This is a genomic window from Sulfitobacter sp. 1A12056 (genome assembly GCF_043558125.1).
Taxonomy (GTDB): domain Bacteria; phylum Pseudomonadota; class Alphaproteobacteria; order Rhodobacterales; family Rhodobacteraceae; genus Sulfitobacter; species Sulfitobacter faviae.
Genome location: NZ_JBIFFY010000001.1, coordinates 715,655 through 738,925 on the forward strand (window position 1 = coordinate 715,655; position 23,271 = coordinate 738,925).

General features: G+C 63.5%; 24 protein-coding genes. 11 read left to right on the forward strand and 13 right to left on the reverse strand.

Going from position 1 to position 23,271, the window contains the following annotated elements:
• The first annotated feature begins 103 nt into the window (after positions 1 to 103).
• Entirely contained in the window at positions 104 to 670 is a 567-nt protein-coding gene (locus tag ACGYLD_RS03510) for a YSC84-related protein (protein ID WP_271693665.1), read from the forward strand.
• Between the two features lie 88 nt (positions 671 to 758).
• Here the strand turns inward: ACGYLD_RS03510 and ACGYLD_RS03515 are convergent, their stop codons facing one another.
• Positions 759 to 1,631, reverse strand: coding sequence for an NAD(P)-dependent oxidoreductase (locus ACGYLD_RS03515; RefSeq protein WP_394401193.1), 873 nt, complete (start codon positions 1,629 to 1,631; stop codon positions 759 to 761).
• Positions 1,632 to 1,727: 96 nt separating this feature from the next.
• Between ACGYLD_RS03515 and ACGYLD_RS03520 the strand changes: the two genes are divergently transcribed.
• Complete coding sequence (locus ACGYLD_RS03520) at positions 1,728 to 4,196, forward strand: penicillin acylase family protein (RefSeq protein ID WP_394401196.1); 2,469 nt, start codon at positions 1,728 to 1,730, stop codon at positions 4,194 to 4,196.
• On the forward strand, positions 4,193 to 4,759 hold the full coding sequence (locus tag ACGYLD_RS03525; RefSeq protein WP_394401199.1) for a pseudouridine synthase: 567 nt from the start codon (positions 4,193 to 4,195) through the stop codon (positions 4,757 to 4,759). Before ACGYLD_RS03520 ends, ACGYLD_RS03525 begins: the two co-directional genes overlap by 4 nt.
• On the opposite strand, the gene ACGYLD_RS03530 is transcribed toward ACGYLD_RS03525, so the two are convergent.
• The 6 genes from ACGYLD_RS03530 to trkA all read right to left on the reverse strand — a co-directional run bounded on the left by ACGYLD_RS03530 (position 4,756) and on the right by trkA (position 10,405).
• Positions 4,756 to 5,157, reverse strand: coding sequence for a DUF2177 family protein (locus tag ACGYLD_RS03530; protein ID WP_394401202.1), 402 nt, complete (start codon positions 5,155 to 5,157; stop codon positions 4,756 to 4,758). The two genes, ACGYLD_RS03525 and ACGYLD_RS03530, sit on opposite strands and share 4 nt — an antisense overlap.
• 104 nt (positions 5,158 to 5,261) lie before the next feature.
• Positions 5,262 to 5,753, reverse strand: coding sequence for a GNAT family N-acetyltransferase (locus ACGYLD_RS03535; RefSeq protein ID WP_394401331.1), 492 nt, complete (start codon positions 5,751 to 5,753; stop codon positions 5,262 to 5,264).
• Between the two features lie 43 nt (positions 5,754 to 5,796).
• The gene (gene hflX, locus ACGYLD_RS03540) at positions 5,797 to 7,095 is read right to left on the reverse strand and encodes a GTPase HflX (protein ID WP_394401205.1); all 1,299 of its coding nucleotides are present in this window, start codon (positions 7,093 to 7,095) and stop codon (positions 5,797 to 5,799) included.
• Positions 7,092 to 7,331, reverse strand: a complete 240-nt coding sequence (gene hfq, locus ACGYLD_RS03545) for an RNA chaperone Hfq (RefSeq protein WP_007119530.1) — start codon at positions 7,329 to 7,331, stop codon at positions 7,092 to 7,094. Before hfq ends, hflX begins: the two co-directional genes overlap by 4 nt.
• A 130-nt stretch (positions 7,332 to 7,461) precedes the next feature.
• Positions 7,462 to 9,012: a TrkH family potassium uptake protein gene (locus tag ACGYLD_RS03550; protein ID WP_394401208.1), complete on the reverse strand. Its 1,551-nt coding sequence runs from the start codon at positions 9,010 to 9,012 to the stop codon at positions 7,462 to 7,464.
• A 16-nt stretch (positions 9,013 to 9,028) separates the two neighbouring features.
• The gene (gene trkA / locus ACGYLD_RS03555) at positions 9,029 to 10,405 is read right to left on the reverse strand and encodes a Trk system potassium transporter TrkA (RefSeq protein ID WP_067264064.1); all 1,377 of its coding nucleotides are present in this window, start codon (positions 10,403 to 10,405) and stop codon (positions 9,029 to 9,031) included.
• A gap of 126 nt (positions 10,406 to 10,531) precedes the next feature.
• Between trkA and ACGYLD_RS03560 the strand changes: the two genes are divergently transcribed.
• Positions 10,532 to 11,026, forward strand: coding sequence for a hypothetical protein (locus ACGYLD_RS03560; protein ID WP_276154011.1), 495 nt, complete (start codon positions 10,532 to 10,534; stop codon positions 11,024 to 11,026).
• A gap of 44 nt (positions 11,027 to 11,070) precedes the next feature.
• On the opposite strand, the gene ACGYLD_RS03565 is transcribed toward ACGYLD_RS03560, so the two are convergent.
• The 5 genes from ACGYLD_RS03565 to dusB form a co-directional block, all read right to left on the reverse strand.
• Complete coding sequence (locus ACGYLD_RS03565) at positions 11,071 to 12,483, reverse strand: sigma-54 dependent transcriptional regulator (protein ID WP_271693655.1); 1,413 nt, start codon at positions 12,481 to 12,483, stop codon at positions 11,071 to 11,073.
• The gene (locus ACGYLD_RS03570; RefSeq protein WP_394401212.1) at positions 12,476 to 14,731 is read right to left on the reverse strand and encodes an ATP-binding protein; all 2,256 of its coding nucleotides are present in this window, start codon (positions 14,729 to 14,731) and stop codon (positions 12,476 to 12,478) included. Before ACGYLD_RS03570 ends, ACGYLD_RS03565 begins: the two co-directional genes overlap by 8 nt.
• A gap of 95 nt (positions 14,732 to 14,826) precedes the next feature.
• Positions 14,827 to 16,206, reverse strand: coding sequence for a response regulator (locus ACGYLD_RS03575; RefSeq protein ID WP_394401215.1), 1,380 nt, complete (start codon positions 16,204 to 16,206; stop codon positions 14,827 to 14,829).
• 1 nt (position 16,207) lies between these two features.
• A complete protein-coding gene (locus ACGYLD_RS03580) occupies positions 16,208 to 17,293 on the reverse strand; it encodes a nitrogen regulation protein NR(II) (RefSeq protein ID WP_394401218.1) in 1,086 nt (361 codons plus the stop codon).
• Positions 17,290 to 18,282: a tRNA dihydrouridine synthase DusB gene (gene dusB / locus ACGYLD_RS03585; RefSeq protein WP_271693651.1), complete on the reverse strand. Its 993-nt coding sequence runs from the start codon at positions 18,280 to 18,282 to the stop codon at positions 17,290 to 17,292. The genes ACGYLD_RS03580 and dusB overlap by 4 nt, the downstream gene beginning before the upstream one ends.
• A 184-nt stretch (positions 18,283 to 18,466) precedes the next feature.
• On the opposite strand from dusB, the gene ACGYLD_RS03590 reads away from it, so the two are divergent.
• Genes ACGYLD_RS03590 through ACGYLD_RS03600 form a run of 3 tightly spaced genes read left to right on the forward strand, consistent with a single transcriptional unit; the run spans position 18,467 to position 20,559 of the window.
• Complete coding sequence (locus ACGYLD_RS03590; RefSeq protein WP_271693650.1) at positions 18,467 to 19,597, forward strand: bifunctional 2-C-methyl-D-erythritol 4-phosphate cytidylyltransferase/2-C-methyl-D-erythritol 2,4-cyclodiphosphate synthase; 1,131 nt, start codon at positions 18,467 to 18,469, stop codon at positions 19,595 to 19,597.
• Positions 19,594 to 20,085 (forward strand): phosphatidylglycerophosphatase A, encoded by a 492-nt coding sequence (locus ACGYLD_RS03595; protein ID WP_271693649.1) that lies wholly within the window; start codon positions 19,594 to 19,596, stop codon positions 20,083 to 20,085. The genes ACGYLD_RS03590 and ACGYLD_RS03595 overlap by 4 nt, the downstream gene beginning before the upstream one ends.
• A complete protein-coding gene (locus ACGYLD_RS03600; RefSeq protein ID WP_271693648.1) occupies positions 20,086 to 20,559 on the forward strand; it encodes a CinA family protein in 474 nt (157 codons plus the stop codon). It abuts the gene before it with no gap.
• Here ACGYLD_RS03600 and ACGYLD_RS03605 read toward each other — a convergent pair.
• Positions 20,556 to 21,008 carry a type II toxin-antitoxin system RatA family toxin gene (locus ACGYLD_RS03605; protein WP_168613460.1) on the reverse strand — a complete coding sequence of 151 codons (453 nt, stop codon included), beginning with the start codon at positions 21,006 to 21,008 and terminating at the stop codon, positions 20,556 to 20,558. The two genes, ACGYLD_RS03600 and ACGYLD_RS03605, sit on opposite strands and share 4 nt — an antisense overlap.
• A 69-nt stretch (positions 21,009 to 21,077) precedes the next feature.
• Between ACGYLD_RS03605 and hpt the strand changes: the two genes are divergently transcribed.
• The 4 genes from hpt to ACGYLD_RS03625 all read left to right on the forward strand — a co-directional run bounded on the left by hpt (position 21,078) and on the right by ACGYLD_RS03625 (position 23,250).
• Complete coding sequence (gene hpt, locus ACGYLD_RS03610; protein ID WP_271693647.1) at positions 21,078 to 21,614, forward strand: hypoxanthine phosphoribosyltransferase; 537 nt, start codon at positions 21,078 to 21,080, stop codon at positions 21,612 to 21,614.
• On the forward strand, positions 21,611 to 21,787 hold the full coding sequence (locus ACGYLD_RS03615) for a hypothetical protein (protein ID WP_271693876.1): 177 nt from the start codon (positions 21,611 to 21,613) through the stop codon (positions 21,785 to 21,787). Before hpt ends, ACGYLD_RS03615 begins: the two co-directional genes overlap by 4 nt.
• A gap of 92 nt (positions 21,788 to 21,879) precedes the next feature.
• Positions 21,880 to 22,359 carry a cytochrome c gene (locus ACGYLD_RS03620; RefSeq protein WP_271693645.1) on the forward strand — a complete coding sequence of 160 codons (480 nt, stop codon included), beginning with the start codon at positions 21,880 to 21,882 and terminating at the stop codon, positions 22,357 to 22,359.
• Between the two features lie 3 nt (positions 22,360 to 22,362).
• Positions 22,363 to 23,250, forward strand: coding sequence for a cytochrome c (locus tag ACGYLD_RS03625; RefSeq protein WP_271693644.1), 888 nt, complete (start codon positions 22,363 to 22,365; stop codon positions 23,248 to 23,250).
• Positions 23,251 to 23,271 lie beyond the last annotated feature (21 nt).

The window sequence follows — 23,271 nt, forward strand, 5'->3', positions numbered from 1 at the left end:
AGGGGCCAATCAACATGACAAGCCGCGTGATTATGCGTAATCTCGCGCATAAGTCGGGAAAACCGGCAGCAGGCAACCGATCTTGAATATACAGGCAGAAAAGATGACCAATCAGACATATAACCGGCGCTTCGTGACATTGGGCGCCCTTTCGGCGCTCGGCGCGACGGCGGCCTGCGGCAATGGCGTGGGCGGACGCGGCAGCGCGATGATCGACGCACGCGTGGACGCGACACTGGCCGAGATGTATCGCGGCTATCCCAACACCCGGCAATTGGCCGAAAAGGCCAATGGCATGTTGGTCATGCCGCTGGTGACGGAAGCGGGCCTCGGCTTTGGCGGTGCCTACGGGCGCGGCGCGCTGCGCGTGAACGACGTGACGGTGGACTATTATTCGGTGACCAAAGCCTCGGGCGGCTTGCAGATCGGCGCGCAGCAATATGCGCATGTGCTGTTCTTCATGACCGAACCTGCCTTGCGCGAATTCCGCAGCTCGCCCGGTTGGGCGGCGGGGGCCGGTCTGGAATATGTGATCTCGGACAAGGGCGACAGCGTCAGCGCGGATACCACCACCGTCATGGCCCCGGTTCTGGCCGCCGTCTTTGGCCGCGCGGGCCTGCGCATCGGCGCGACGCTGGAAGGCACAAAATACACGCGGATCATCCCCTAAGAGGGATCGACCGCTGTGGAAGGCAAACGCCCGGCTCTAGACCGGGCGTTTTTGTTTGAGGCGAGAGGTCAAAGGTGCCCGTCGCGTTTCACCCGAGGTTCTGCAACCGTTTGAACAGGCTCGACGTATCCCAACGCCCGCCGCCCATCTTCTGCACGTCCTTGTAGAACTGGTCGACCAGCGCAGTCACCGGCAGGCTCGCCCCCGTCTCATCCGCCGCGTCCAGACAGATGCCCAAATCCTTGCGCATCCAATCCACTGCAAAGCCGTGATCAAACTTGTCGTCGAGCATGGTCTCATAGCGGTTTTCCATCTGCCATGAGCCTGCCGCACCTTGGCTGATCACCTCGACCACCGCGCGGCCATCAAGCCCCGCCTTCTCGGCGAAATGCAGCGCTTCAGAGAGGCCCTGTACCAGACCGGCGATGGCGATCTGGTTGCACATCTTGGTCATCTGGCCTGCGCCGCTTTCCCCAATGCGGCGGCAAATTTTCGCGTAGACCTCCATGATCGGCAGCGCCCGGTCAAAAGCGCCTTCGTCGCCGCCGCACATGATCGACAATTGGCCGTTTTCCGCGCCCGCCTGACCGCCTGAGATCGGCGCGTCGACAAAGCTCACCTGCGCCTCATCGGCGGCGGCATAAAGCTCACGCGTTACGGCCGCCGAAACGGTGGTGTGATCGACAAAGATCGCCCCCGCCGTCATGCCGCCAAAGGCCCCGTCATCCCCCAAACAGACCGAGCGCAGATCGTCGTCATTGCCCACGCAGGCGATCACGAAATCCGCATCCTTTGCCGCCGCGCGCGGGGTCTTGGCCATGGCGCCGCCATAGGTTTTCACCCAGTCGTCCGCCTTGGCTTCGGTGCGGTTGTAGACGGTCACATCGTGGCCCGCCTTTTGCAGATGCCCCGCCATCGGAGCCCCCATGACCCCCAGTCCCAAAAACGCGAGCTTTGCCATGTGCTTTTCCTTGTCATTCAGTTGCGTTATTCCCTGTCATTACACCTACCACCCTGCGCGCTCCGGTCAATCTGCGCGCCAGTCGAGGATCCCCCGATGGCATTGATGTTTCGCTGGCTTATCCGATTGGCGGTGTTTCTCGTCGCGCTGAGCGTCGTGGTTTTGGTGCTGGTCTATTGGTTCGCCGCGCGGTCCCTGCCCGACTATGATGATACGGTCGAGGTCGCGGGCGTCAGCGCCCCGGTCGAGATCGTGCGCGACAATGCCAACGTGCCGCATATCTTCGGGCAGAGCGATGAGGATGTCTTTTTCGGCCTCGGTTTCGCCCATGCCCAAGACCGGCTGTGGCAATTGATCACCCTGCGCCGCACCGCGCAGGGGCGGCTGTCCGAGGTCTTCGGCACCGCCACCATCACCACCGACAAGCTGATGCGGCGCTATGACATCTACCGCCTTGCCGTGGCGGCGGCGGATAAGCTCGACCCCGAAACCGAGGCGGCGCTTGAGGCTTATTCCGCCGGGATCAACGCGCGTCTCGACCAGATCAACACCGAAGCCTTGGGCCGCGGTGCGCCCGAGATGTGGCTTTTCAATGCGCCCATGGCGCCCTGGCGGCCTGCGGATTCACTCGCGATCACAAAACTCATGGGCCTGCAAATGTCGGGCCATCTGGAGGCCGAGGTGCTGCGCGCGCGGGTCTCGCTAGAGTTGAGCGACCCGGACCGTCTGCGCGACATCCTGCCCGAAGCGCCGGGCAGCGGGGTCGCCGCCCTGCCCGAATATGCCGCCCTCTTCCCCGAGGTCACCCGCCGTCACGCCGCCGCAGCGCCGATGGCGCGCCACCCGCTGTCGCCCTTCAAACGGCAGGCCTTCGCCGGGGCTTCCAACGCTTGGGCCGCCGCGCCCTCGCGCTCTGCCGCGGGGGGCACGCTTTTGGCCAATGACCCGCATTTGGGCTTCACCGCCCCTGCGATCTGGTATCTCGCCCGGATGGAGCTTGAGACCGGCGGCGTAATCGGTGGCACCATTCCGGGGATGCCGGTGGTGCTTACGGGCCGCAGCGCCGATCTGGGCTGGGGGCTGACCACCGCCTATGTCGACGATCAAGACGTCTATATCGAAGAGTTGAACCCCGACAATGCCGAGGAATACCGCACCCCGGACGGGTTCAAGAAGTTCCGCAAACGCGCGTCGATCATCAATATCGCCGATGCCGACCCGATCACCGTCACCCTGCGCTGGACCGACAATGGCCCGGTGCTGCCCGGCAGCCACTACAACCTTGGCAGCATCACCCCGCCGGGGCATGTGGCCTCTGTCGCCTCAACGCTCTTTACCGAAGAAGACACCTCGCTGGCCGCCGCGATGAAAGTGATGCGCGCGAAATCGGTGCAGCAGGCGATCAATGCCGCGACCGACTATGTGGCGCCCGCGCAGAACCTCACGCTGGTCGACCGCGATACCATCGCGATGAAGACCATCGGCGCCATGCCGCGCCGCGATGCCAATCACCAAAGCGAAGGGCGCATGCCCAGCCCCGGCTGGATCGCCGCCAACCGCTGGGACGGGATGTTGCCCTATACCGCGAACCCCGAATTTATCGCCCCCGCAGGCGGCATCCTTGGCAATACCAACAACAAAACGGTCGACCGCCCCTTCCCCAACCACGTCTCCTTTGTCTGGGGCGACACGCAGCGGGTGCAGCGCTGGCAGCGGCTGATGCAGAACCGCGAGGTGCACACCCGCGACAGTTTCATCGAAGCGCAGCTTGATACCGTCAGCCCCACGGCCCGGTCGCTGCTGCCGCTCATGGGTGCCGAGCTGTGGTTCACCGGAGAGGCCGCCCCCGACGGCACGCCGGAGCGCCAGCGCCAGCGCGCGCTCGACCTGCTCGCCGGTTGGTCGGGTGAGATGAACGAACACCTGCCCGAGCCGCTGATCTATGCCGCGTGGATCCGCGCCCTACAGGACCGGCTGATCCGCGATGAGTTGGGACCGCTGGCCCAGGAGTTCACCCATATCCAGCCGCTCTTCATCGAACGGGCCTTTCGCGATGTGCAGGGGGCCGCGAAATGGTGCGACGTGCGCCAATCCGCACCGGTGGAGACCTGCCACGACATGGCGCGGCTGGCGCTCGACGATGCGCTTTTGTGGATCAACGAGACATGGGGCACGCAGCTTGAATCCCTCCGCTGGGGCGACGCGCATCAGGCGACTCATGACCACCCCGTGCTGGGCGACGTGCTGCTTTTGCGCTACTTCGTGAACATCCGGCAGTCGACCTCGGGCGGGGACAACACCCTGCAACGCGGGCTGACACGCGGCACCGGCAAAGACCCCTTCTTTAACGTGCACGGCGCGGGCTATCGCGGCGTTTACGATTTTGCCGATCCCGACAGTTCGGTCTTTGTCACCTCCACCGGGCAATCGGGGCATTTCCTGTCGCGGCATTACGATGATATGGCGCAACTCTGGCGACGGGGCGAATATATCCCAATGTCGCTGGACGCCGAACTGGCCCGCGCCGCCGCCGTGGGCGTGACCCGATTGGAGCCTGCCCAATGACCGCCCGCGTGATCTTGCTGAACAAACCCTATGGTGTGCTGTCGCAATTCACCGACAAGGGCACCGAAGGCAGCACACGGCCCACCCTCTCGGCCTATGTCGATGAAAAGGGTTTTTATCCCGCAGGGCGGCTCGACCGCGACAGCGAAGGACTTTTGGTGCTGACCGACCACGGCCCGCTGCAGGCCCGCATCGCGCATCCGAAATACAAACGGCCCAAAAGCTATTTGGTGCAGGTCGAAGGCACGCCGGATGCCGCGGCGCTCGACGCGCTGCGCAAAGGTGTCGAACTGAAGGACGGTCTGACGAAACCCGCCCAAGTGGATCAGATCGACGCGCCCGAGCCGCTTTGGCCGCGCGACCCGCCGGTGCGTTTTCGCAAGACAGTCCCCGACGCTTGGCTGCGCATCACCATCCGCGAGGGGCGCAACCGGCAAGTGCGGCGCATGACGGCCCATGTCGGCCTGCCCACCCTGCGGCTGATCCGCGAAAGCGTGGGCGACTGGACGCTGGCCGGGCTGCAACCCGGCGCATGGCGCTGGTCAACCGAAACGGGCCGTTAGGTGAAGGCGCGGGTGATCGCCACACCCGCCGTCGCCGCCGTCCCGGTCAGGACCGAGCCCCAAGTGAAGTCGCGCGCGACCATGGCCCATGTCCAATCCTTGAGCGTCGCCAGATTGGTGAACTCATAGGTGCCATAACCCATCGCACCGATCAGCAGCGCATTGCCAAAGACCCACAGCAGCGAATGGTCCTGCGCCAGCGCGGGCCAAGAGACGAACCACAGCACCACCGCCACGAAGAAGGCGTAGAAGATCAGCGCCGGGGCGACGCGGAACTCATTCAAAAGCCAGTCCCCGATATCACGTTCAAACACAGGTTTGATGAGATAGGTCAGGCCAAGGTAGTCCAGCCCGAGGAAGATGACGACGGTTGAGATATAGAGGATGACGAGGGTCATTTGGCGCGCTCCGTTTTTGGTCATAGGACCATATGCGGCGCGGGGCGCGGAATTCGAGCGATTAGCGGCGAATATCGCACAGGCGCCGCAGCCTCCGCCGATGCCTAGGGGCGCGACCGCCGCATCAAAACCTCGTCATAGTAAACGCCATCCACCAAAAACGCTTCTCTATCTACGGCCCACGGGGTGAACCCCATCCGCTTGTAGAGACGCAGCGCGGCTTGGTTCGTGGAAACGACAGATAGGCGGATCGAGGTGCAGGCGCCATCAGCCTGCCCCATAGCCGCCTCCATCAATGCCCCCGCCAGCCCGCCTCCGCGCGCTTCAGGTCGAACATACATACCCCAGATTGTCGCGATATGCCGGGTCTTCGATGTCTGAGACTGCGCAAGACCAACGACGCCCTCAAGACGGCCGGCATCACTGAATCCTCCGAAAACGCAACCTGCCGCCAGCCGCTTTGCCACATCGGCAACTGACAGGCGGGATTCCTCCTCAAAGGACGCGCCAAAGGCTTCGGGGCATGCGCGTAGTCCTTCGAGCCTGAGCGCATGAAACCCCGCGGCATCACTGGCGTGGAGTTTTCGAATCTGCATCTTCACTGGTCCACCCGGCCCTGCAGCACCTGCGCTCAACCCGTTAAAGTTGCTGGAATTCCGCCTCTTGCCGCGCGGACCAGCGCACGGTGATCTCGAACCCGTCGTCGGTCTGGCGCTCGCCCTCGACCACGTCCTGCGCGAACAGCCAAGCGCGTTTCTTGCCGTCGGCGAAACCGAGGGTCAGCACAGCCTCGCGCACTGCACCTTGCAGCGCCTCGGCGATGGTTTCTTGCAGCGTCTCCAGCCCCTCGCCGGTTATGGCCGAGATCGCCAGCACATCATCGTTGCGCGCGGCACGGGCGCGCATGGCCTCGGCCCGGTCTTCGGGCAGCAGGTCGAGCTTGTTCCATACCTCGAAACTGCGGGTCTCTTTCGGGACGCCGAGAGAGGCGAGAATATCGCGCACGTTCTGCGCCTGCTCCTCGGTCTCGGCGTGAGAGACGTCGCGCACATGGCAAATGATATCGGCGGCCAAAACCTCTTCCAGCGTGGCGCGGAAGGCGGCGACGAGTTCCGTGGGCAGATCGCTGATGAACCCCACCGTGTCGCTGAGGATGATCTCAGGCCCGTCGGGCAGCAAGAGGCTGCGCATGGTCGGGTCGAGCGTGGCAAAGAGCATGTCTTTGGCCATAACCTCGGCCCCGGTCAAGCGGTTGAAAAGCGTGGATTTCCCGGCGTTGGTATAGCCCACTAGGGCCACGATCGGGAACGGCACCTTGGCCCGCGCGGCGCGGTGCAGGGCGCGGGTTTTCACGACCTTTTCCAACTGGCGGCGCAAACGCACCAATTGGTCGTCAATGGCACGGCGGTCGGCCTCGATCTGGGTCTCACCCGGACCGCCGACAAAACCCAAACCGCCCCGCTGCCGCTCAAGGTGGGTCCATGCCCGGACAAGCCGCGTGCGCTGATAGTTCAGCGCGGCCATCTCAACCTGAAGCACCCCCTCGCGAGTCGCCGCACGGTCGCTGAAGATTTCGAGAATCAGCCCGGTCCGGTCGAGCAATTTGACGCCCCAAGCCTTCTCTAGATTGCGCTGCTGCACCGGGGTCACGGGGCCATCGACCAGCACGAGGTCGACCTCTGCCCCCTTCATGCGCTGCTCAAGCTCTTCGATCTTGCCCTTACCGAACAGCATACCCGCATGCACCGTGCGCAGAGGCACGACTTCGGAGCCGACGACCTGCAACTCTGGCAGCGCCTCGGCCAATGCCACGGCTTCGGCCAGCGCGGGCTCAGGCGCGCGCCGGTCGTTGTCGGACTTGATATCAGGATGCAGCACCCAAGCGCGCGTTACGCGTGGCCCGTCGCTGTTGTCGATCTGAAATGCTGGACGGCTCAAGAAGCGTCTTCGCCCTCATAAAGGCTGATCGGCTGGCTTGGCATGATGGTCGAAATCGCATGTTTGTACACAAGTTGCGATTGACCGTCGCGGCGCAGCAGAACGCAGAAGTTGTCAAACCAGGTGATCACACCCTGCAATTTGACGCCATTGATCAGGAAAATTGTCACCGGTACTTTGGTCTTGCGAACGTGGTTAAGGAACGCATCCTGAAGGTTCTGTCTGTCTGACGCCATCGTAGTCTCGCCTTTTGTTCTTGCTGGCGTCCGCGTACCGGACCCCCCCATTGCCTCAAGTATGGAGTGCGAAAGCGTGAGTTTCCAGCCCCAATATCAGAGGACTAGGACGGTTCTAGCGCTAAACGTGTCAAGCGCGCCACAAATTCGGGGTCATCAGCGCAATAATCGCCAAGGTTTCCAGCCGCCCCAGCACCATCGCGCCGCTGAGGATGACTTTGGCCGCCAATCCCAGCTCGATCAGTTGAATGGGCTTGTCGGCGGCATGTTCGATCAGCGGCCCCGTGGTGGAGAGCGTAGCCACCGACATGACCACCGCCGCATCGAAGGAGGCGCCGGTCAGGGTCAGCAGCAGGGTCACCCCGGCCAGTGACATGGCGAAGAGCATGAAGAAAATCCAAGCGATGAAAGCCCCGTTGCTTTGCAAACGCCGCCCGGCCGCCCCCGCCCCGCTGACGGAGTTGGGATAGACCAGCCGGTCCATCTCGCGCACGCCGTTTTGGTAAAGCGCAAAAACCCGCAGCAGTTTCACCCCGCCCGCCGTGGTGGCCACCCCGCCGCCGATCAGCGCAAGCCCCATGAGCACCAGCCCCGGCGTGCGCAGCCCCGACCAATTCTGCGCATCGGCCCAATGCTCAGAGACGAAACCGGTGGTCGACAGGAAGGACAGCACCGTGAACAGCCCGCCCCAAAGCGCGTGCAAGGCGCGGGTGCCGTCAACCTCGACCTCTACCTCAAAAGCGCCGATCCAATGGCGCGCGAACAACAGCAGCGGCACGCCGATCACCACCAAAAGACCGATGCGAAACTCAGGGTCGGTCATCAGCCCGCCTTGGGTCGCCGTGACGGTATCCTTGGAAAAGGTCAGCCGCGACAGGGCGAAAAGCATGAAGAGCATCATCACCGCCTCGCCGGTGACGCCGACCTGCGCCTCGGCCACGCCGCCGATGGGCGAAATGCCCGAAGTTGCCATGACCGACATGGCATGGCAAAGCGCCACCAAGGCCGTCTCTCCCCCGATGACGAGCAAGAGCCACAGCAGAAGTGTCAGCCCGAAGTAGATCGGCAGCAGCGCTTGGGTGGTGCGCAGCAGCCGTTGGCGCGGGGTGATCCGGCCCATCCGCGTGTTGATCCGGTCGTCGGGCCGCCCCGGTTCGGCCTGCGCCGTAACCTCAAAGCCCCCCAAATGCAGCGGGGCAAGGATGGCCGAAGCCGTGACCCACATCAGCAGCCCGCCCATCCAGCCAACCTGCGCGCGCCACAGATGCAGCGTGTCGCTCAGCCGTTCGGGGTTGAACATGGTGGCCCCGGTGGTGGTCAGGGCGCTGACCATCTCGAAATAGACATTCACGAAACGCGTCGTCGGCAGCGCCTCAAGAAAAGGCACCGCAAAAAAGACCGGCAACAACACAAAGGCCGAGAGCAGCGACAAAAGCGGCCCGAGCGCCCCGTCCAAAGGTTTGCGCCCGGCATGGGCGATGGCGATGAGCGTAAAGGCCACAAGCCCTAGAAGCCCGGCATAGAGAAAGGCGCGGCTGGCCAGATGATCGTTCATCACCAACCCGTGGATCGACGGCAGGATCATCGACAGGGCGGAGACGCCGAACAGCTGCAAGAACAGCGGCAGCTGCACGATCTCCCGGCGGATGCCGGTCGGGCCTATGCGGGTCGGTTGCGTCACAAAGGCGCTCCTGCGCTTAGAAAAAGTCGATCGAGACCTGCAAAAGCTGTTCGACCCGCGGCACATCCTCGGCCAGAGCAAAGAGGGCGACCACATCGCCTTCGTCGATCCGCGTGCTGCCCAAGGGGCGAATGACCTTGCCTTCTTTGCGCAGCATGCCGATCAAAACCCCTTCGGGGAAGTCGATTTCCGAGACTTTCTTGCCCGCAAGGGGCGAGGTTGACAGCACTTCGGCCTCAATCACCTCAGCCTCGGCGTCGCCGATGGAATAGACCGCCCGCACCCGGCCATGGCGGATGTGACGCAGGATCGAGCTCACGGTCGTGGCGCGCGGGTTGATATAGGCGTCGATGCCAAGGTGGGTCATCAGCGGCACCAGCGTCGGGTCGTTGATCAGCGCGATGACATAGGGGCAGCCCTCGGCCTTGGCCCGGACGCAAGACAGCATGTTGGTCTTGTCGTCGTCGGTCACCGCCAGCATCGCATCGGCGCGGCTGATGCCCGCCTCGGCCAGCAGCGCGGCGTCCAGCCCGTCGCCATTGAGCACGATGGTCCGTTCCAACCCTTCGGCGGCGCGTTCGGCGCATTTGCGGTTCTTCTCGATCATCTTGGTGCGCACGCGCAATGGCCCGCTTTCCAGATGCTGCGCCACGGTCAGGCCGACATTGCCCCCGCCCACGAGCACGACACGCTCTTGCTTGGTGGTTTGCTTGCCGAAAATCTCCATCGTGCGGGCGATGTCGTCGTGATGCGAGAAGACATAGCAATCATCGCCGACGAAAAGCTGGTCCTTCGCCTCGGGCGCGAAAAGCGTGCCATCGCGGCGCACGCCCACGACCACGGCGCGCAGGGTCGAGAAGAGATCGGTCAGCTGCCGCAGCGGCGTGTTCACCACCGGGCAATCGCTGTCGATCGAAATGCCCAGAAGCTGCGCCTGCCCCTCCATGAAAATCTCGGTGTCGAAAGCGGCGGGCGCGCTGAGCCGTTGAAGCGCGGCGGTCGCGACCTCCTTCTCGGGGGAAATCACCACGTCGATCGGCATGTGATCGCGGCGGTAGAGATCAGAGTAAATCGCGTCGAGATAGGACTGGCTGCGCAGCCGCGCGATCTTGCGGTTGATGCCAAAGACCGAATGCGCGACCTGACAGGTCACCATATTGACCTCATCGGAATGGGTCGCCGCGATGATCATCTCGGCGTCGCGCGCGCCTGCACGGTCCAGCACATCGGGGTAGCTGGCGAAGCCGGCGATGCCCTGCACATCCAGCGTATCGGTGGCCCGGCGGATCAATTCGGCATTGCTGTCGACCACGGTCACATCGTTGCGCTCTCCGCTGAGGTGACGGGCAATCTGCCACCCCACCTGCCCTGCGCCGCAAATGATGATTTTCATGAAGGCTTCCTTACCCTGAGCAAAGATCGTGTGAGGGTTGTCTTGGGTCGGTTAGAGGGCATGACAGATGGGTTGGCAAGGGTCAAATCAATTGTCTTTGCCCCGCAACGGCGGCATGATGGGGCCATGAAACCGATATCTCCCCGCCCCTCCCGCGCCGCTTTTGCCTTGACCTTTGTCGGCTTGGCGGCGGCGGCCTGTGCGCCGCTCAACACCTATTACAAACCGGGCGCGAGTGTCGCGCAGGTCAATCGCGCCACCACCGCTTGCGAGGTTCAGGCCCTGCGCGACGTGCCGATCTCGACGCAAATACGCCGCGAACCGCCACGCTATGTGCCCGCGCGGCGCCACTGCGATGCCGATAACAATTGCACCACGCGGGGCGGTTTTTACGTGCCGGGGGAATTGGTGACATTTGACCCGAACGAAGACCTGCGCAACCGGGTCGAGGCGCAATGTATGGCCGACAAAGGTTTCGCGCCCGTGTCGATCCCCGCCTGCCCCGGCAACGTCGCCCGCGCCGCACCGACGCGCGCGACGACCACGCTGCCCGCGCTCAACCCCAAGTCCTGCGTGATCCGCAACAGCGATGGGTCATTCCAGATCGTCACCCAAGGGTAACGCAAGCGCGCGCGGGGCAGCCCCCCGCGCGCAACCGGCGGGGTTTAACCCGCCGCTTCGACTTCCTCGTCAACATGGGCCACGCGCACGCCCGCTTTGGCCGAGGTCACGACGCCGAGCGATTTCAGCTTGCGGTGCAGGGCGCTGCGCTCCATCCCCACGAAATTCGCGGTGCGGCTGATGTTGCCGCCGAAACGGTTGATCTGGGTCAGCAGATATTCCCGCTCAAACGCCTCGCGCGCTTCGCGCAGCGGCAGCGTCGCCAAGGCGCCTGAAAGCACCACACGCCCCTCATCGCTGCCATTCTCTTCTTCGCCCGGCAGTTCCCGCGCTTCGATCGGGCCGGTGCCCTCGCCAAGGATCAGCACCCGTTCGACAAGGTTCTTCAGCTGGCGCACGTTGCCGGGCCAGACCATCGTCTGCATCAGCGCCACGGCGTCTTCGGTCAACGCACGCTGCGGCAGCCCTTGGGAGGCGTTGAATTCGGCGATGAAATGTTCGGCCAGCAGCGGGATATCCTCGCGACGTTCTTCAAGCGAGGGCACGGCGATCGGCACGACGTTTAGACGGTGATAGAGTTCCTGCCGGAAAGTATCTGCCTTGATCGCCTGATCCAGATCGCGGTTCGTCGAAGAGATCACCCGCAGATCGACCCGGACCTTATCCGTCCCGCCAACGCGGGTGAATTGTTGATCGACCAGCACGCGCAGGATTTTGGACTGGGTGCCAAGCGGCATGTCGGCGACCTCATCAAAGTAGATCACCCCGCCATGGGCCTGCTCCAACAGCCCCGGCTCAACCCCGCGGTCCGGCGTCTCGCGGCCAAAGAGCACCTCTTCCATCCGGTCGGGCGCAACCCCGGCGCAGTTGACGGTGACGAAGGGTGCGGAGGCGCGGACGGAATGGGCGTGAATATAGCGCGCAGCCACTTCCTTGCCCGATCCAGCGGGGCCGGTCAGCATCACGCGGCCATTGGATTTGGTCACCTTGTCGAGTTGGCTCAACAGTGCACGATAGGGCGCGGAGGTGCCGATCATCTCGGAGGTCGCCACATCGCGGCGCTTGAGGTTCTGGTTCTCCCGGCGCAGGCGCGAGGTTTCCATCGCGCGGCGGATCACCACCAGCAACTGGTCGATGTTAAACGGCTTTTCGATGAAATCGTAAGCGCCCTGTTTGATCGCTGCCACGGCAATCTCGATATTGCCATGGCCCGAAATGATCACCACCGGCACATCCGGGTTGTCGCGTTTGACCGTCTTGAGGATGTCGATCCCGTCCATGCGGCTGTCTTTCAGCCAGATATCGAGGATGATCAGCGCCGGTGCCTCGGTGTTGATCTCGGCCATCGTCTCATCCGAATTGCTGGCCAATCGCGTGGCAAAGCCCTCATCCTCAAGGATATCCGAGATCAACTCACGGATGTCGCGTTCGTCGTCTACAATCAGAATGTCACTCATCTGCCTTATCCCCTTGGTCTGTCGTTGCGTCGATGGCCAAGGGCAGCGAAATGACTGCCATGGCACCGTGATGGTCTTGCCCGTCGAATGCGGGCGCGGTTTCGAGCGTCAGGCTGCCGCCGTGTTCCTCGATAATCTTTTTGACGATCGGCAGGCCAAGCCCCGTGCCTTCGCTGCGCGTGGTCACATAGGGCTCGAACAGCCGGGCGCGGTCTTCGGGCAGGCCGATGCCATTGTCGGCAATGGTCAGCCGCAAAAGCCGGTTCTCGGGCGTGAGCGTCACGCGGATCTGCGGCTCGTGCCCCTCGGGCGCACCCTGTTTCTTCAGGCTTTCAATGGCTTCGCCTGCGTTCTTGATCAGATTGGTCAGCGCCTGCGAAATCATCGTGCCGTCGATATTGGCCATCACCGGCTCTGCGGGCAGGTCGAGTTTGATCGCCACGTCTTCCTGTCTGCTCTGCTGAAGCATCACCGCGTCGCGCAGCAACTGCCGGATGTCCTGACGGCTGGTTTCCGGCTCGGGCATCCGCGCGAATTTCGAGAATTCGTCGACGATGCGCCGCAGGTCGCCCGTCTGGCGAATAATCACGCCGGTCATCTGCTCCAACGCGTCGTCATCCCCCTCGGCCATCTTGGGGCCGAACTTGCGGCGGATGCGCTCGGCACTCAACTGGATGGGCGTCAGCGGGTTCTTGATCTCATGCGCGATGCGGCGTGCGACGTCACCCCATGCGGCCATGCGCTGTGCCGAGACCAGATCGGTCACATCGTCAAAGGCCACCACATAGCCCTCAAGATCGCCATCCTTGGACCGGCGGGTCGCCATGCGGACCAAGAGGTTCTCCATCGCCCCTTGGCGCGAGACCTTAACCTCGGCCTGCGCCACCTCATCCGAGGCGGCCTTTACCGTCTCGAACAGCGGGCCAAACTCCGGAACAGCAAGGGTCAGCGGCAGGCTTTGCTGATCTTCGGACCAATCCAGCAGCCGCATGGCCGAGCGGTTGACGAAGGTCACGCGCCCCTCGGGGTCGAGCCCCACCACGCCCGAGGTCACCGAGCTTAGCACGGAATCGAAAAGGCGGCGGCGGCGTTCGATCTGGTCGGTATTCTCCAACAGCGTCTCCCGCTGGCCCTTCAACTGCCGGGTCATCTGGTTGAAGTAACGGCCCAGCATGGCGATCTCGTCATCGCCCTCTTCCTCGCGGACCTGCACGTTCAAATCACCCGCGCCCACCTGCTGCGCAGCCCCCGTGAGCCGCCCGACCGGGCCGGAAAGCCGCTCGGCAAACCACAGGCCCAGCCAAACGGCGGCCAGAATGAGGATCACCGCAAAGCCCAGATAAACAAGGGCGAATTCGAACAACAGCCGCCCGCGCTCGGATTCAAGCTGTTGGTAGAGGCGCACCGTTTCCTTGGTTTCATCCAGCAGGGCGAGAATTTCACCATCCACCGCACGGGAGACATAGAGAAAACGATCGACATAGGCGTCCATCGGCACCAGCGCGCGAAATTCATTGTTGGGCCAGTCCTCGACGACCAAAAGCCCCTCTTCGCTGGCGGTTTCCAGCTGCGCCTCGGTGGGGGCCTCAAAATCAAAGAGATAGGACCGATCTCCCCGTGCCCGGATTTGCGCGGTGCTGTCGATCAGAAAGGCTTCGCGCAGGCCCCGTTGGATTTGGCGCTGGCCCTCGCCCAAAAGCTCACTGTCGCTCAGGTTAATGCCTTGTGCGCGGGCGCTGTCGATGCTGCGGGCAAGGGTCTGCGCGTCCAAGATAAGCGCCTCGCGCTGCTCGGCCTCGTAAGCCTCTGCCGCTGCTAAAGACGAGCCGACCACGCCGCTGACCCGGTCGGAAAACCAGCCTTCAAGCCCGACATTCACCGTAAGCCCCGCAAAAATCGCCACGGTAACCGTCGGGATCAGCGCCATCAGCGCAAAGACCCCCGTCAACCGCAGGTGCAACCGCGACCCCGCCGATTTGGCGCGCCGCGCCGAGATCAGCCGCCCGACTTGGATCAGCACCAGCGCCGCTACCAGCAGCACATAGACGAGGTCGGACAAGAGAATGAGCCGCAGGTTGAGCGTATCCGCACCCTGCCCTAGCGGCCCGAGCGCCAGATAGGTCGCCAGCGCCAAGACCGGCCCCAGCACCACCAGCCCGAAGGTGGACCAATTGCGCAGCCGCTTGACCCGCCTGAGACGCCCCAACCGCTCGAGCTTGAACCTGCGTGACCGGGTTGCCACCCGCATACCTCACCGATGTTGTGATGCATCGCTGCATCAACCGCCATATTATGTGGTCCTGAACGGAGGAGTTCCCCGATGGCCACTGTTATGTGGCTCTTTTACATCATCTTGCGGCCCCGTGTCACCTCAATATCGAGGTCGGTGATCTTCTTGCGCAAAGTATTTCGGTTAATTCCCAGCAAAGCGGCACATTTCGCTTGGTTCCCTGCCGTCGCGGCAAGGGCGATTTCGATCATCGGCAGTTCAACTTCTCGCAGGATCCGGGCGTAGAGCCCCGGAGGCGGCAGCATGGAGCCGTGCAAATCAAAGTAGCGTTGCAAATGCCGCTCAACCGAGGCGCCCAGCCGTTCGGTATCGGCCTCGGTCTGCATCGGCGCCGGACCGCTTTGCGCCCCCAGCAGTTGCTCGGCCTCGCTGGCCGTAATCTCAGCCGCTTGACTGGCCAGCGCGAGTTGCCGCATCGCATGCTCCAACTGGCGCACATTGCCGGGCCATGGGAATTTCAGCAAGATCTGCGCGGCCTTGTCCGACAGTTTGCGCGGCGAGGCAGGGCCGGGATTGGCGCGGGCCAGAAAATGGTCCGCCAGAAGCGGGATGTCTTCGACCCGATCCCGCAGGGCGGGCACTTCGAGGGTTGCCCCAGACAGACGGTAATAGAGATCGCGGCGCAGCTTGCCCTCTTGCATCGCGGCATCCAGATCGCTTTGACTGGTGGCCATGAAGCGCGGCGCGTCATCGCCCGGCGCGTCCATCATCCGCACCAGACGGGCTTGAATGTCTTGCGGGAAATCCGCGATCTCGTCGATCATTAGGGTGCCCCCGCCGACCCGCGCAAGCACCCGCGAGGGGCCTTCGATATCCGCAAGATCGGCGTCCGTCACGGTCACAAACGGCAGGCTGCGCCGATCAGAGAAGTCGTGAATCGCCCGCGCGATCAGTGACTTGCCCGAACCGCTCTCGCCCCAAATCAGCACCGGCAGATCGGTGTTCATCACCCGCGCCACGGTGCGGTAGAGCGCTTGCATGACCGGGGTGCGGCCAATCATCGGCAGATCATCACGTTCCGCGTCGATCTCGGCACTGTCATCGGCGGCAGCTTTGCGGCTGAGCGACGTGCGCTGCTCCAAGGCGCGCGCCGTGCGTTTCATCAGATCCGGCAGGTCGAAGGGTTTGGGCAGATAGTCAAAGGCTTCGGCCTCTGCCGCCTTGATCGCCGTCATGATCGTGTTCTGCGCCGAGATCACGATCACCGGCAAGCCGGGCCGGTCCTGCGCGATTTTCGGCAGCATTTCCAATCCGTTGCCATCGGGCATGACCACGTCAGAGATCACCGCATCGCCCTTGCCCTCGCTGACCCATCGCATCAGGGTGGTCAGGCTTGAAGTGGCGTGCACCTTGCAGCCCGCGCGGGTCAGCGCTTGGGTCAGAACGGTGCGGATTGTGCGGTCGTCATCGGCGACGAGGATGGTGCCATCCATGTCAATTCTCCTTAAGGGCAGCGGCGCCTGCGCGCGGCAGCGAAATGCGGAATGCGGTTCGACCGGGGGCGGAACTGACAGAAATCCAGCCTCCGTGGTCTGAGATGATCTTGCTCACCAAGGCGAGGCCCAGCCCGGTGCCATTCTCCCGACCCGAGACGAAGGGATCGAAAACATCGGCACGGATATGATCCGGCAGGCCGGGGCCATCGTCGATCACTTCGATCTGGAGGGGCAGCGGCTGGCCATCCCCATCGGCGCGGCGCAGTTGGAAGCCGTGTTCATAGAAACTGCGCAGCCGGATGGTTCCCCCCGCCTCGCCCGCTGCCTCAGCCGCGTTGCGAATGAGGTTGAGCAAGACCTGCAAAAGCTGGTCCTTGTCGCCAAGCGCGGGCGGCAGAGAGGGGTCATAATCCTCGGTGATTTTCATGTGCGAGCCGAAGCCCAGCAAGGCCGACCGGCGGGCGCGGTCCAACACGTCATGCAGGTTCACGGGCTTGCGCTCAGGCGCGGTCAGATTGCCGAATTGTTCGACCTGCTCCAGCAGTTTCACGATGCGGCGGCTTTCGGCGACGATCAGATCGGTCAGTTCCAGATCATTCTTGGACAGGTTCATCGACAAGAGCTGCGCCGCGCCGGTGATCCCGGCCAGCGGGTTTTTGATCTCATGGGCCAGCATCTCGGCCATGCCGATGGCGGATTTGGCGGCGGATTTCACGCTGTGATCTTGGGTGATGCGCCCGGCCAATTCGCGCGGCGTGATCATCAAGACCATCTCGCCTGCGCCGCCCACCAGCGGGGCGATCTGCAAGCCGCATTGCAAGGGCGCGCGCTGCATCGCGCCCACATCAACGTCATTGACGAAAAGCGGCGTGCCTTGCAGCCGTGCACGGGCGAATGCAGCCTCAAGCGGGTGATCCACCGCGATCAACTGCCAGATCGACTGGCCGATGGTGGCGCGGGCGGAGGCATTGAGGAAGCCTTCGGCAGAGGGGTTCAGATCGACGACCGTGTCATCCGCACCGACGATGAAGGCGGGCACCGGCAGAGAGGTCCAAACCTGCCGTTCCGGGGTCTCGCTTCTCATGCTGCGGCCCGGGGTTGGGCGGTGGCGGCGTCATATTGCATGGCCTCCGCGATGAGATCGAAAGTGGTTTTGACCTCGCGCGCCGTGAGCAGAGCGCGGCGCAGATCGGCAGGGGTGGCGCAGTAATCCATATACCAGCCCAGATGTTTGCGCGCGACCTTGGCACCCAGTTCGACGCCATAGAAACGCAGCATTTCGTCGTAGTGCTCGGCCACCATTTCGGCCATCGCCTGCCCTTGCGGGATCACCGGTTTGGGCCGTCCGTGCAGATCATGGGCGATCTGCGCCAGCAGCCACGGTCGGCCCTGCGCGCCGCGGCCCACCATGACACCGTCCGCCCCCGACAGCCGCAGGGCTTGGCGTGCCTCATCGCTGCCAATGATATCGCCATTGGCGATGACGGGGACGCGCACCGTTTCTTTCACCGCGCGGATCGCAGCCCAATCGGCGCGACCCTTGTAGAACTGACACCGCGTGCGTCCGTGGATGGTAATCATCTGCACGCCCGCCTCTTCGGCGCGTTTGGCGATCGGGGCGGCGTTGAGCATATTGTCGTCCCAGCCCAGCCTGGTTTTCAGCGTCACCGGCACCTTGACCGCGCCGACCACCGCCTCAATCAGCCGCAGCGCGTGATCGGGGGTCTTCATCAACGCAGAGCCGGAGGCGCCCTGCGTCACCTTCTTGGCTGGACAGCCCATATTGATGTCGATGATCCGGGCGCCCATCGCCTCGACCATGCGGGCGGCTTCGGCCATCGGTTCGGCCTCGCGCCCCGCAAGCTGGACGGAGGTGCCGATGACATCGAGCCCCAGTTCCGCTTTCTCCCGCGTGCCGGGGCGGCGGCTGAGCAATTCTTGGCTGGCGACCATCTCGGACACGACCAATCCGGCCCCGAATCGCGCCACGAGGCTGCGATAGGGCAGATCGGTGATCCCGGCCATCGGGGCGAGGAATACCGGGGGGTCGAATGTCAGGGGGGCGGCGGTCACATGCTTAATCCTTGTGCGGTCCCTTGCTGTGTAGCTCTGCCACGGGGTGACCTCAATAAAACTACCCTGAAAAGCAGCTATGCGCCAAGGCACTGCCCATTTTTTAGGCAGCCACCCCAGATTGCACCCCGCCGCCGCATTGCCTAGACAGGGCCATGTTCGCCAGCTTTTCCGGATTGCACAAATGAGTATCGCAGCTCTGATCGTTGCCGCAGGGCGCGGCAGCCGCGCCGGCGGTCCGCAGCCGAAGCAATGGCAGGCGCTGGCGGGGGCGCGGGTGATCGACCACACGATCGCCGCCTTTCGCACCCTGCCCCAGATCACCGAGATCGTGTTGGTGCTGAACGCGGACGACATGGATCAGGCAGCGGCATTCACGGCGGACGGCATCACCGTGACCACCGGCGGGGCGGACCGCGCGGCCTCGGTTCAACGTGGGCTTGCGGCGATCCGGCAGGCGACGAAGGTGCTGATCCATGACGCCGCGCGGCCCTGTGTTTCGGCTCAGATCATCTTAGGCGTGATCGACGCGCTTAACCAACATGAAGCCGCTGCGCCGGGGCTGCCGGTGAGTGACGCGCTTTGGCAGGGGCACGAAGGCCGCGTCACCGGCACCCAAGACCGCAGCGCCCTTTTCGCCGCGCAGACACCGCAGGGCTTTGACCTCGCCGCGATCCGTGCGGCGCATGCGTCTTATGACGGCCAAGCGGCGGATGATGTCGAAGTCGCCCGCGCCGCTGGCCTGACCGTTGCCATCACCCAAGGCAGCGCCGATAACCTGAAAATCACCCGGCCCGAGGATTTTGCCCGTGCCGCCCGCATATTGGAGACCCGCATGGACATTCGCACCGGCAATGGATTTGACGTGCACGCTTTCGGCCCCGGAGATCATGTGACCCTCTGTGGGATCGACATCCCACATTCCCACGGGCTGGTTGGCCATTCCGACGCCGATGTGGCGCTGCACACGGTGACCGACGCTATCTACGGCGCGCTCGCGCGCGGCGACATCGGCCAGCATTTCCCGCCGAGCGATCCGCAGTGGAAAGGCGCGCGCAGTGATATCTTCCTGCGCCATGCCGCGCAGATGGCCCGTGATATGGGGTTCACCCTCACCCATGTCGATTGCACCCTGATCTGCGAGACGCCCAAGATAGGCCCCCATGTGCAGCCCATGCGCGCCTCTATCGCCGAGATGCTGGGCATCGAATTGGACCGCGTTTCGGTCAAAGCCACCACGAGCGAGCGCCTTGGCTTTACCGGGCGGGGCGAAGGGATCGCCTGTATGGCCACGGCAACATTGGTGAAATCATGAGTGCAGCACATCTGATCGCGACGCTTCTGGGCGTTGGTCATATCCGCCCCGCGCCGGGCACTTGGGGGTCGCTCATCGCCCTGCCCTATGCCTGGCTTTTGCATGTGTTGGGGGGCTTTCCGCTGCTGGTGATCGGGCTTTTGGTGGCCATTCCCTTGGGCTGGTGGGCCACCGGACGCTATACGGCGGGCGGGCCGGATCATGACCCCGGAGAGGTGGTGGTCGACGAATTGGTCGGCCAGTGGATCGCGCTTTTGCCGCTGTCCTATGCCGCTTGGTCGATGCAAATCCCGATCCTTGCCATGTGGCCCGGTTGGATCGCCGCCTTCGCGCTGTTCCGGCTGTTCGACATCACCAAACCGCTGATCATCGGCTGGGCCGACCGTTTGGGCGGGCCTTGGGGGGTGATGCTCGACGATATCTTTGCCGGGGTTTTCGCAGCGCTCGGCGTCATGGCGCTGGCCGCACTTTATCACGGGGTGCTGTAAATGAGCCTTGCCGCGCAACTGTTGGAAAAGGCCCGCGAAACCGGCGCGATGGTCGCCTGTGCGGAAAGCTGCACCGGCGGCATGCTCGCCGCCGCGCTTACCGATCTGCCGGGGTCATCGGCGCTGCTGGACCGGGGTTTCGTCACCTACACCAATGCGGCGAAGATGGCGATGCTGGGCGTGTCGGAGGAGACGCTGACACAATGGGGCGCGGTGTCTGAGCAGGTCGCCGAAGAAATGGCGGCGGGCGCTTTGGCGCGGTCCGAGGCGCGGATCGCCGTCTCGATCACCGGCATCGCAGGCCCCGGCGGGTCAGAGCACAAGCCCGAGGGCCGCGTCTGTTTCGGCCTTGCCACGGCAGCCGGGGTTCAGACCGAAACGGTGGAGTTCGGCGCGCAGGGCCGTGATGCCGTGCGCTTGGCCGCCCGCGACCATGCGCTCGGCCTTTTGCTGCGAGGCTACGCGGCGCTTTAACCCTTGGGACCGTAAAGCTCTTTCGCGCGGTTCTCAAAGGCGCGCACGATGCGTTGCATCGCCTCGTTGAAAACCACGCCGATGACCTTTTGCAGGATGGCGTTGCGGAATTCGAAATCGACGAAGAAATGCACCTGACAGCCTTCGAGATTATCCTCGAAATGCCAGTTTGATTTCATATACTTGAAGGGTCCGTCGAGGTATTCCGTGTCGATCTTCTTGGCCTCGGGCCACAGCACGACGCGGCTGGTGAACCGCTCCCGAAAGACTTTGAACGAGATGACCAGATCGGCGTCCATCACCCGATGATCGCCGCGGTCCTCGTCGCTGCGGATGCGCGCGGCGGCGGTCCAAGGCAGGAATTCAGGGTAGCGGCCCACATCGGCGACAAGATCATACATCTGTTGCGCGCTATAGGGCAGTTGGCGGGTCTCTGAGTGCGTAGGCATTGCGTTCCGTAGCGTTGCGGGTTAACCCCCTATTTCACGTCTCAACCCCGCAGATTCAAGGGCAAAACCATGGCACACGGGCCTTATGTCATCGACGAAATGATCTCGGCCAAGGCCATCGCGGCGCGGATCGAAGATCTTTGCCGTGAGATTCACGGTGAATTCAACGGCACCGATAAATTGGTCGTGGTCGGCCTGCTGCGCGGCTCTTTCGTCTTCATCGCCGATCTGGTGCGCGAGTTGGACCTGCCGATCGAAGTCGATTTCCTCGAAGCCTCCAGCTATGGCGACGGCATGGAGAGCAGCCGAGAGGTACGTATCCTCAAAGACTTGCGCGGTGCCATCGAAGGGCGCGACGTGCTGGTCGTCGAAGATATCGTCGATACTGGCCACACGCTGCATCATGTCACCAACCTGCTGCGCTCGCGTGAGCCTGCGCGGTTGAAGTCCATCGCCCTGCTCGACAAACCCACCCGGCGTGAGGTCGACCTGAAGGCGGATTGGACCGGCTTTGAAATTCCCGATGAATTCGTTGTGGGCTATGGCATCGACTTTGCCCAACGCAACCGCAACCTGCCCTTCATCGGGAAGGTCCGCTTTACGTGATGGACCCGCGGTGGCTGCTGCGCATGTCCCAATGGGCGCGCCATCCACCTTCGGGCAAACGGGTGATCGTGGTCTTCGCGATCATCGCGGCGGCTTTGGCCGTGGGGCTTGTCGAATGGCTGGGCTATTGGCCTGACTGGGCCGCAGCAGAGCGTATCCCCCGCCGGTTCTGACCCTGCCCGCAGCCTTATCCCGCTGATCACATTTTTGTTTTTTGCGACCTGCCCTTGCCATGTTACGCTGCGGCAAGAAAAGGGAGATGACCATGCATTTGACCAAAAGCATTACCGCCATTGGTATCAGCGCCGCTCTGATTGCCACCGCAGGCTTCGCCGCCAGCCATAGTGAGAAAGCCGCCAGTGCGGCGGTGAACGCGCGCCACGCGCAGATGCAACTGATTGCCTATCATACCGGCATTCTGGGCGGCATGGCCAAGGGCGAGACGGAGTATAACGCCGAGACGGCCACCGCTGCCGCGACCAATCTGAACGCCGCCGCCGGTTTCGCGCCGGGCACCCTCTGGCTCGAAGGGACCGAGCAAGGCGCTGTCGAAGGTTCCCGCGCCAAGGCCGAAATCTGGAGCGATCCCGAAGGGTTCAACGAAGCGCTGATGGCGCTGGAAACCGCCAGCGCGGATATGATCGAGGCCGCGGGCACCGATCTGGATGCGCTGAGGGCGGGCATGGGCGCAATCGGCAAGGCTTGCGGCGCTTGCCATGACGATTACCGCGGCCCCAAGAACTGATCCTTGCGACGGGTCATTCCTATACTGCTGGGCTGTGCCGCTCTCGGCGCGGCCCTTGGCTGGGCGCTCACCCGGCCCGATCCGCTTGAGCCATCCTATGGTGCCGGGCTGACACCGGACCCGGAGGCGGGCGCGTTGGTCTTTGCCGCCGGCGGCTGCGTTTCCTGCCACGCCGCGCCCGAAAGTGAAGAAGATGAGAGGCTGGTGCTGGCCGGGGGGCTGCCCTTCGCCAGTGATTTCGGCACCTTCCACGCGCCCAATATCTCCCCCGATCCCGGACAGGGCATCGGTGACTGGACCCTGCCGGAGTTCGCCCGTGCCGTGACGCGGGGCGTCTCGCCCGAGGGGCAGCATTATTACCCTGCCTTTCCATACACGGCCTATCAACACCTCGCCCCGCAGGATGTGGTGGACCTCTTTGCCTATATGCAGACCCTGCCCGCCTCGGATACGCCGAGCCTGCCGCATGAGGTGGGATTCCCCTTCAACATCCGCCGCGGGCTTGGCGCATGGAAGGCGCTGTCTTCACATGATGATTTCGTGATGGCCGACGCGCCCGATGCTGAGGTCGAACGCGGGCGCTATCTGGTCGAAGGGCTTGCCCATTGCGGCGAATGCCACACCCCGCGCAATGCCTTGGGCGCGCTCGACCGGGGCGCTTGGCTGACCGGCGCGCCGAACCCTTCGGGCAAGGGGCGTATTCCCGGCATCACACCGGATCAGCTTGATTGGTCCAAACCCGATCTCGTGGCCTATTTCACCTCCGGCTTCACGCCGGAATACGACAGCGCGGGCGGTGAGATGGCCGAGGTGGTCAGCAACCTCGCCCAGCTACCCGAAAGCGACCGCGAAGCGATTGCAGCCTACCTTAAGGCCCTGCCCGGCGGTTAACGCCGGGCGCGCCTTTTTCGA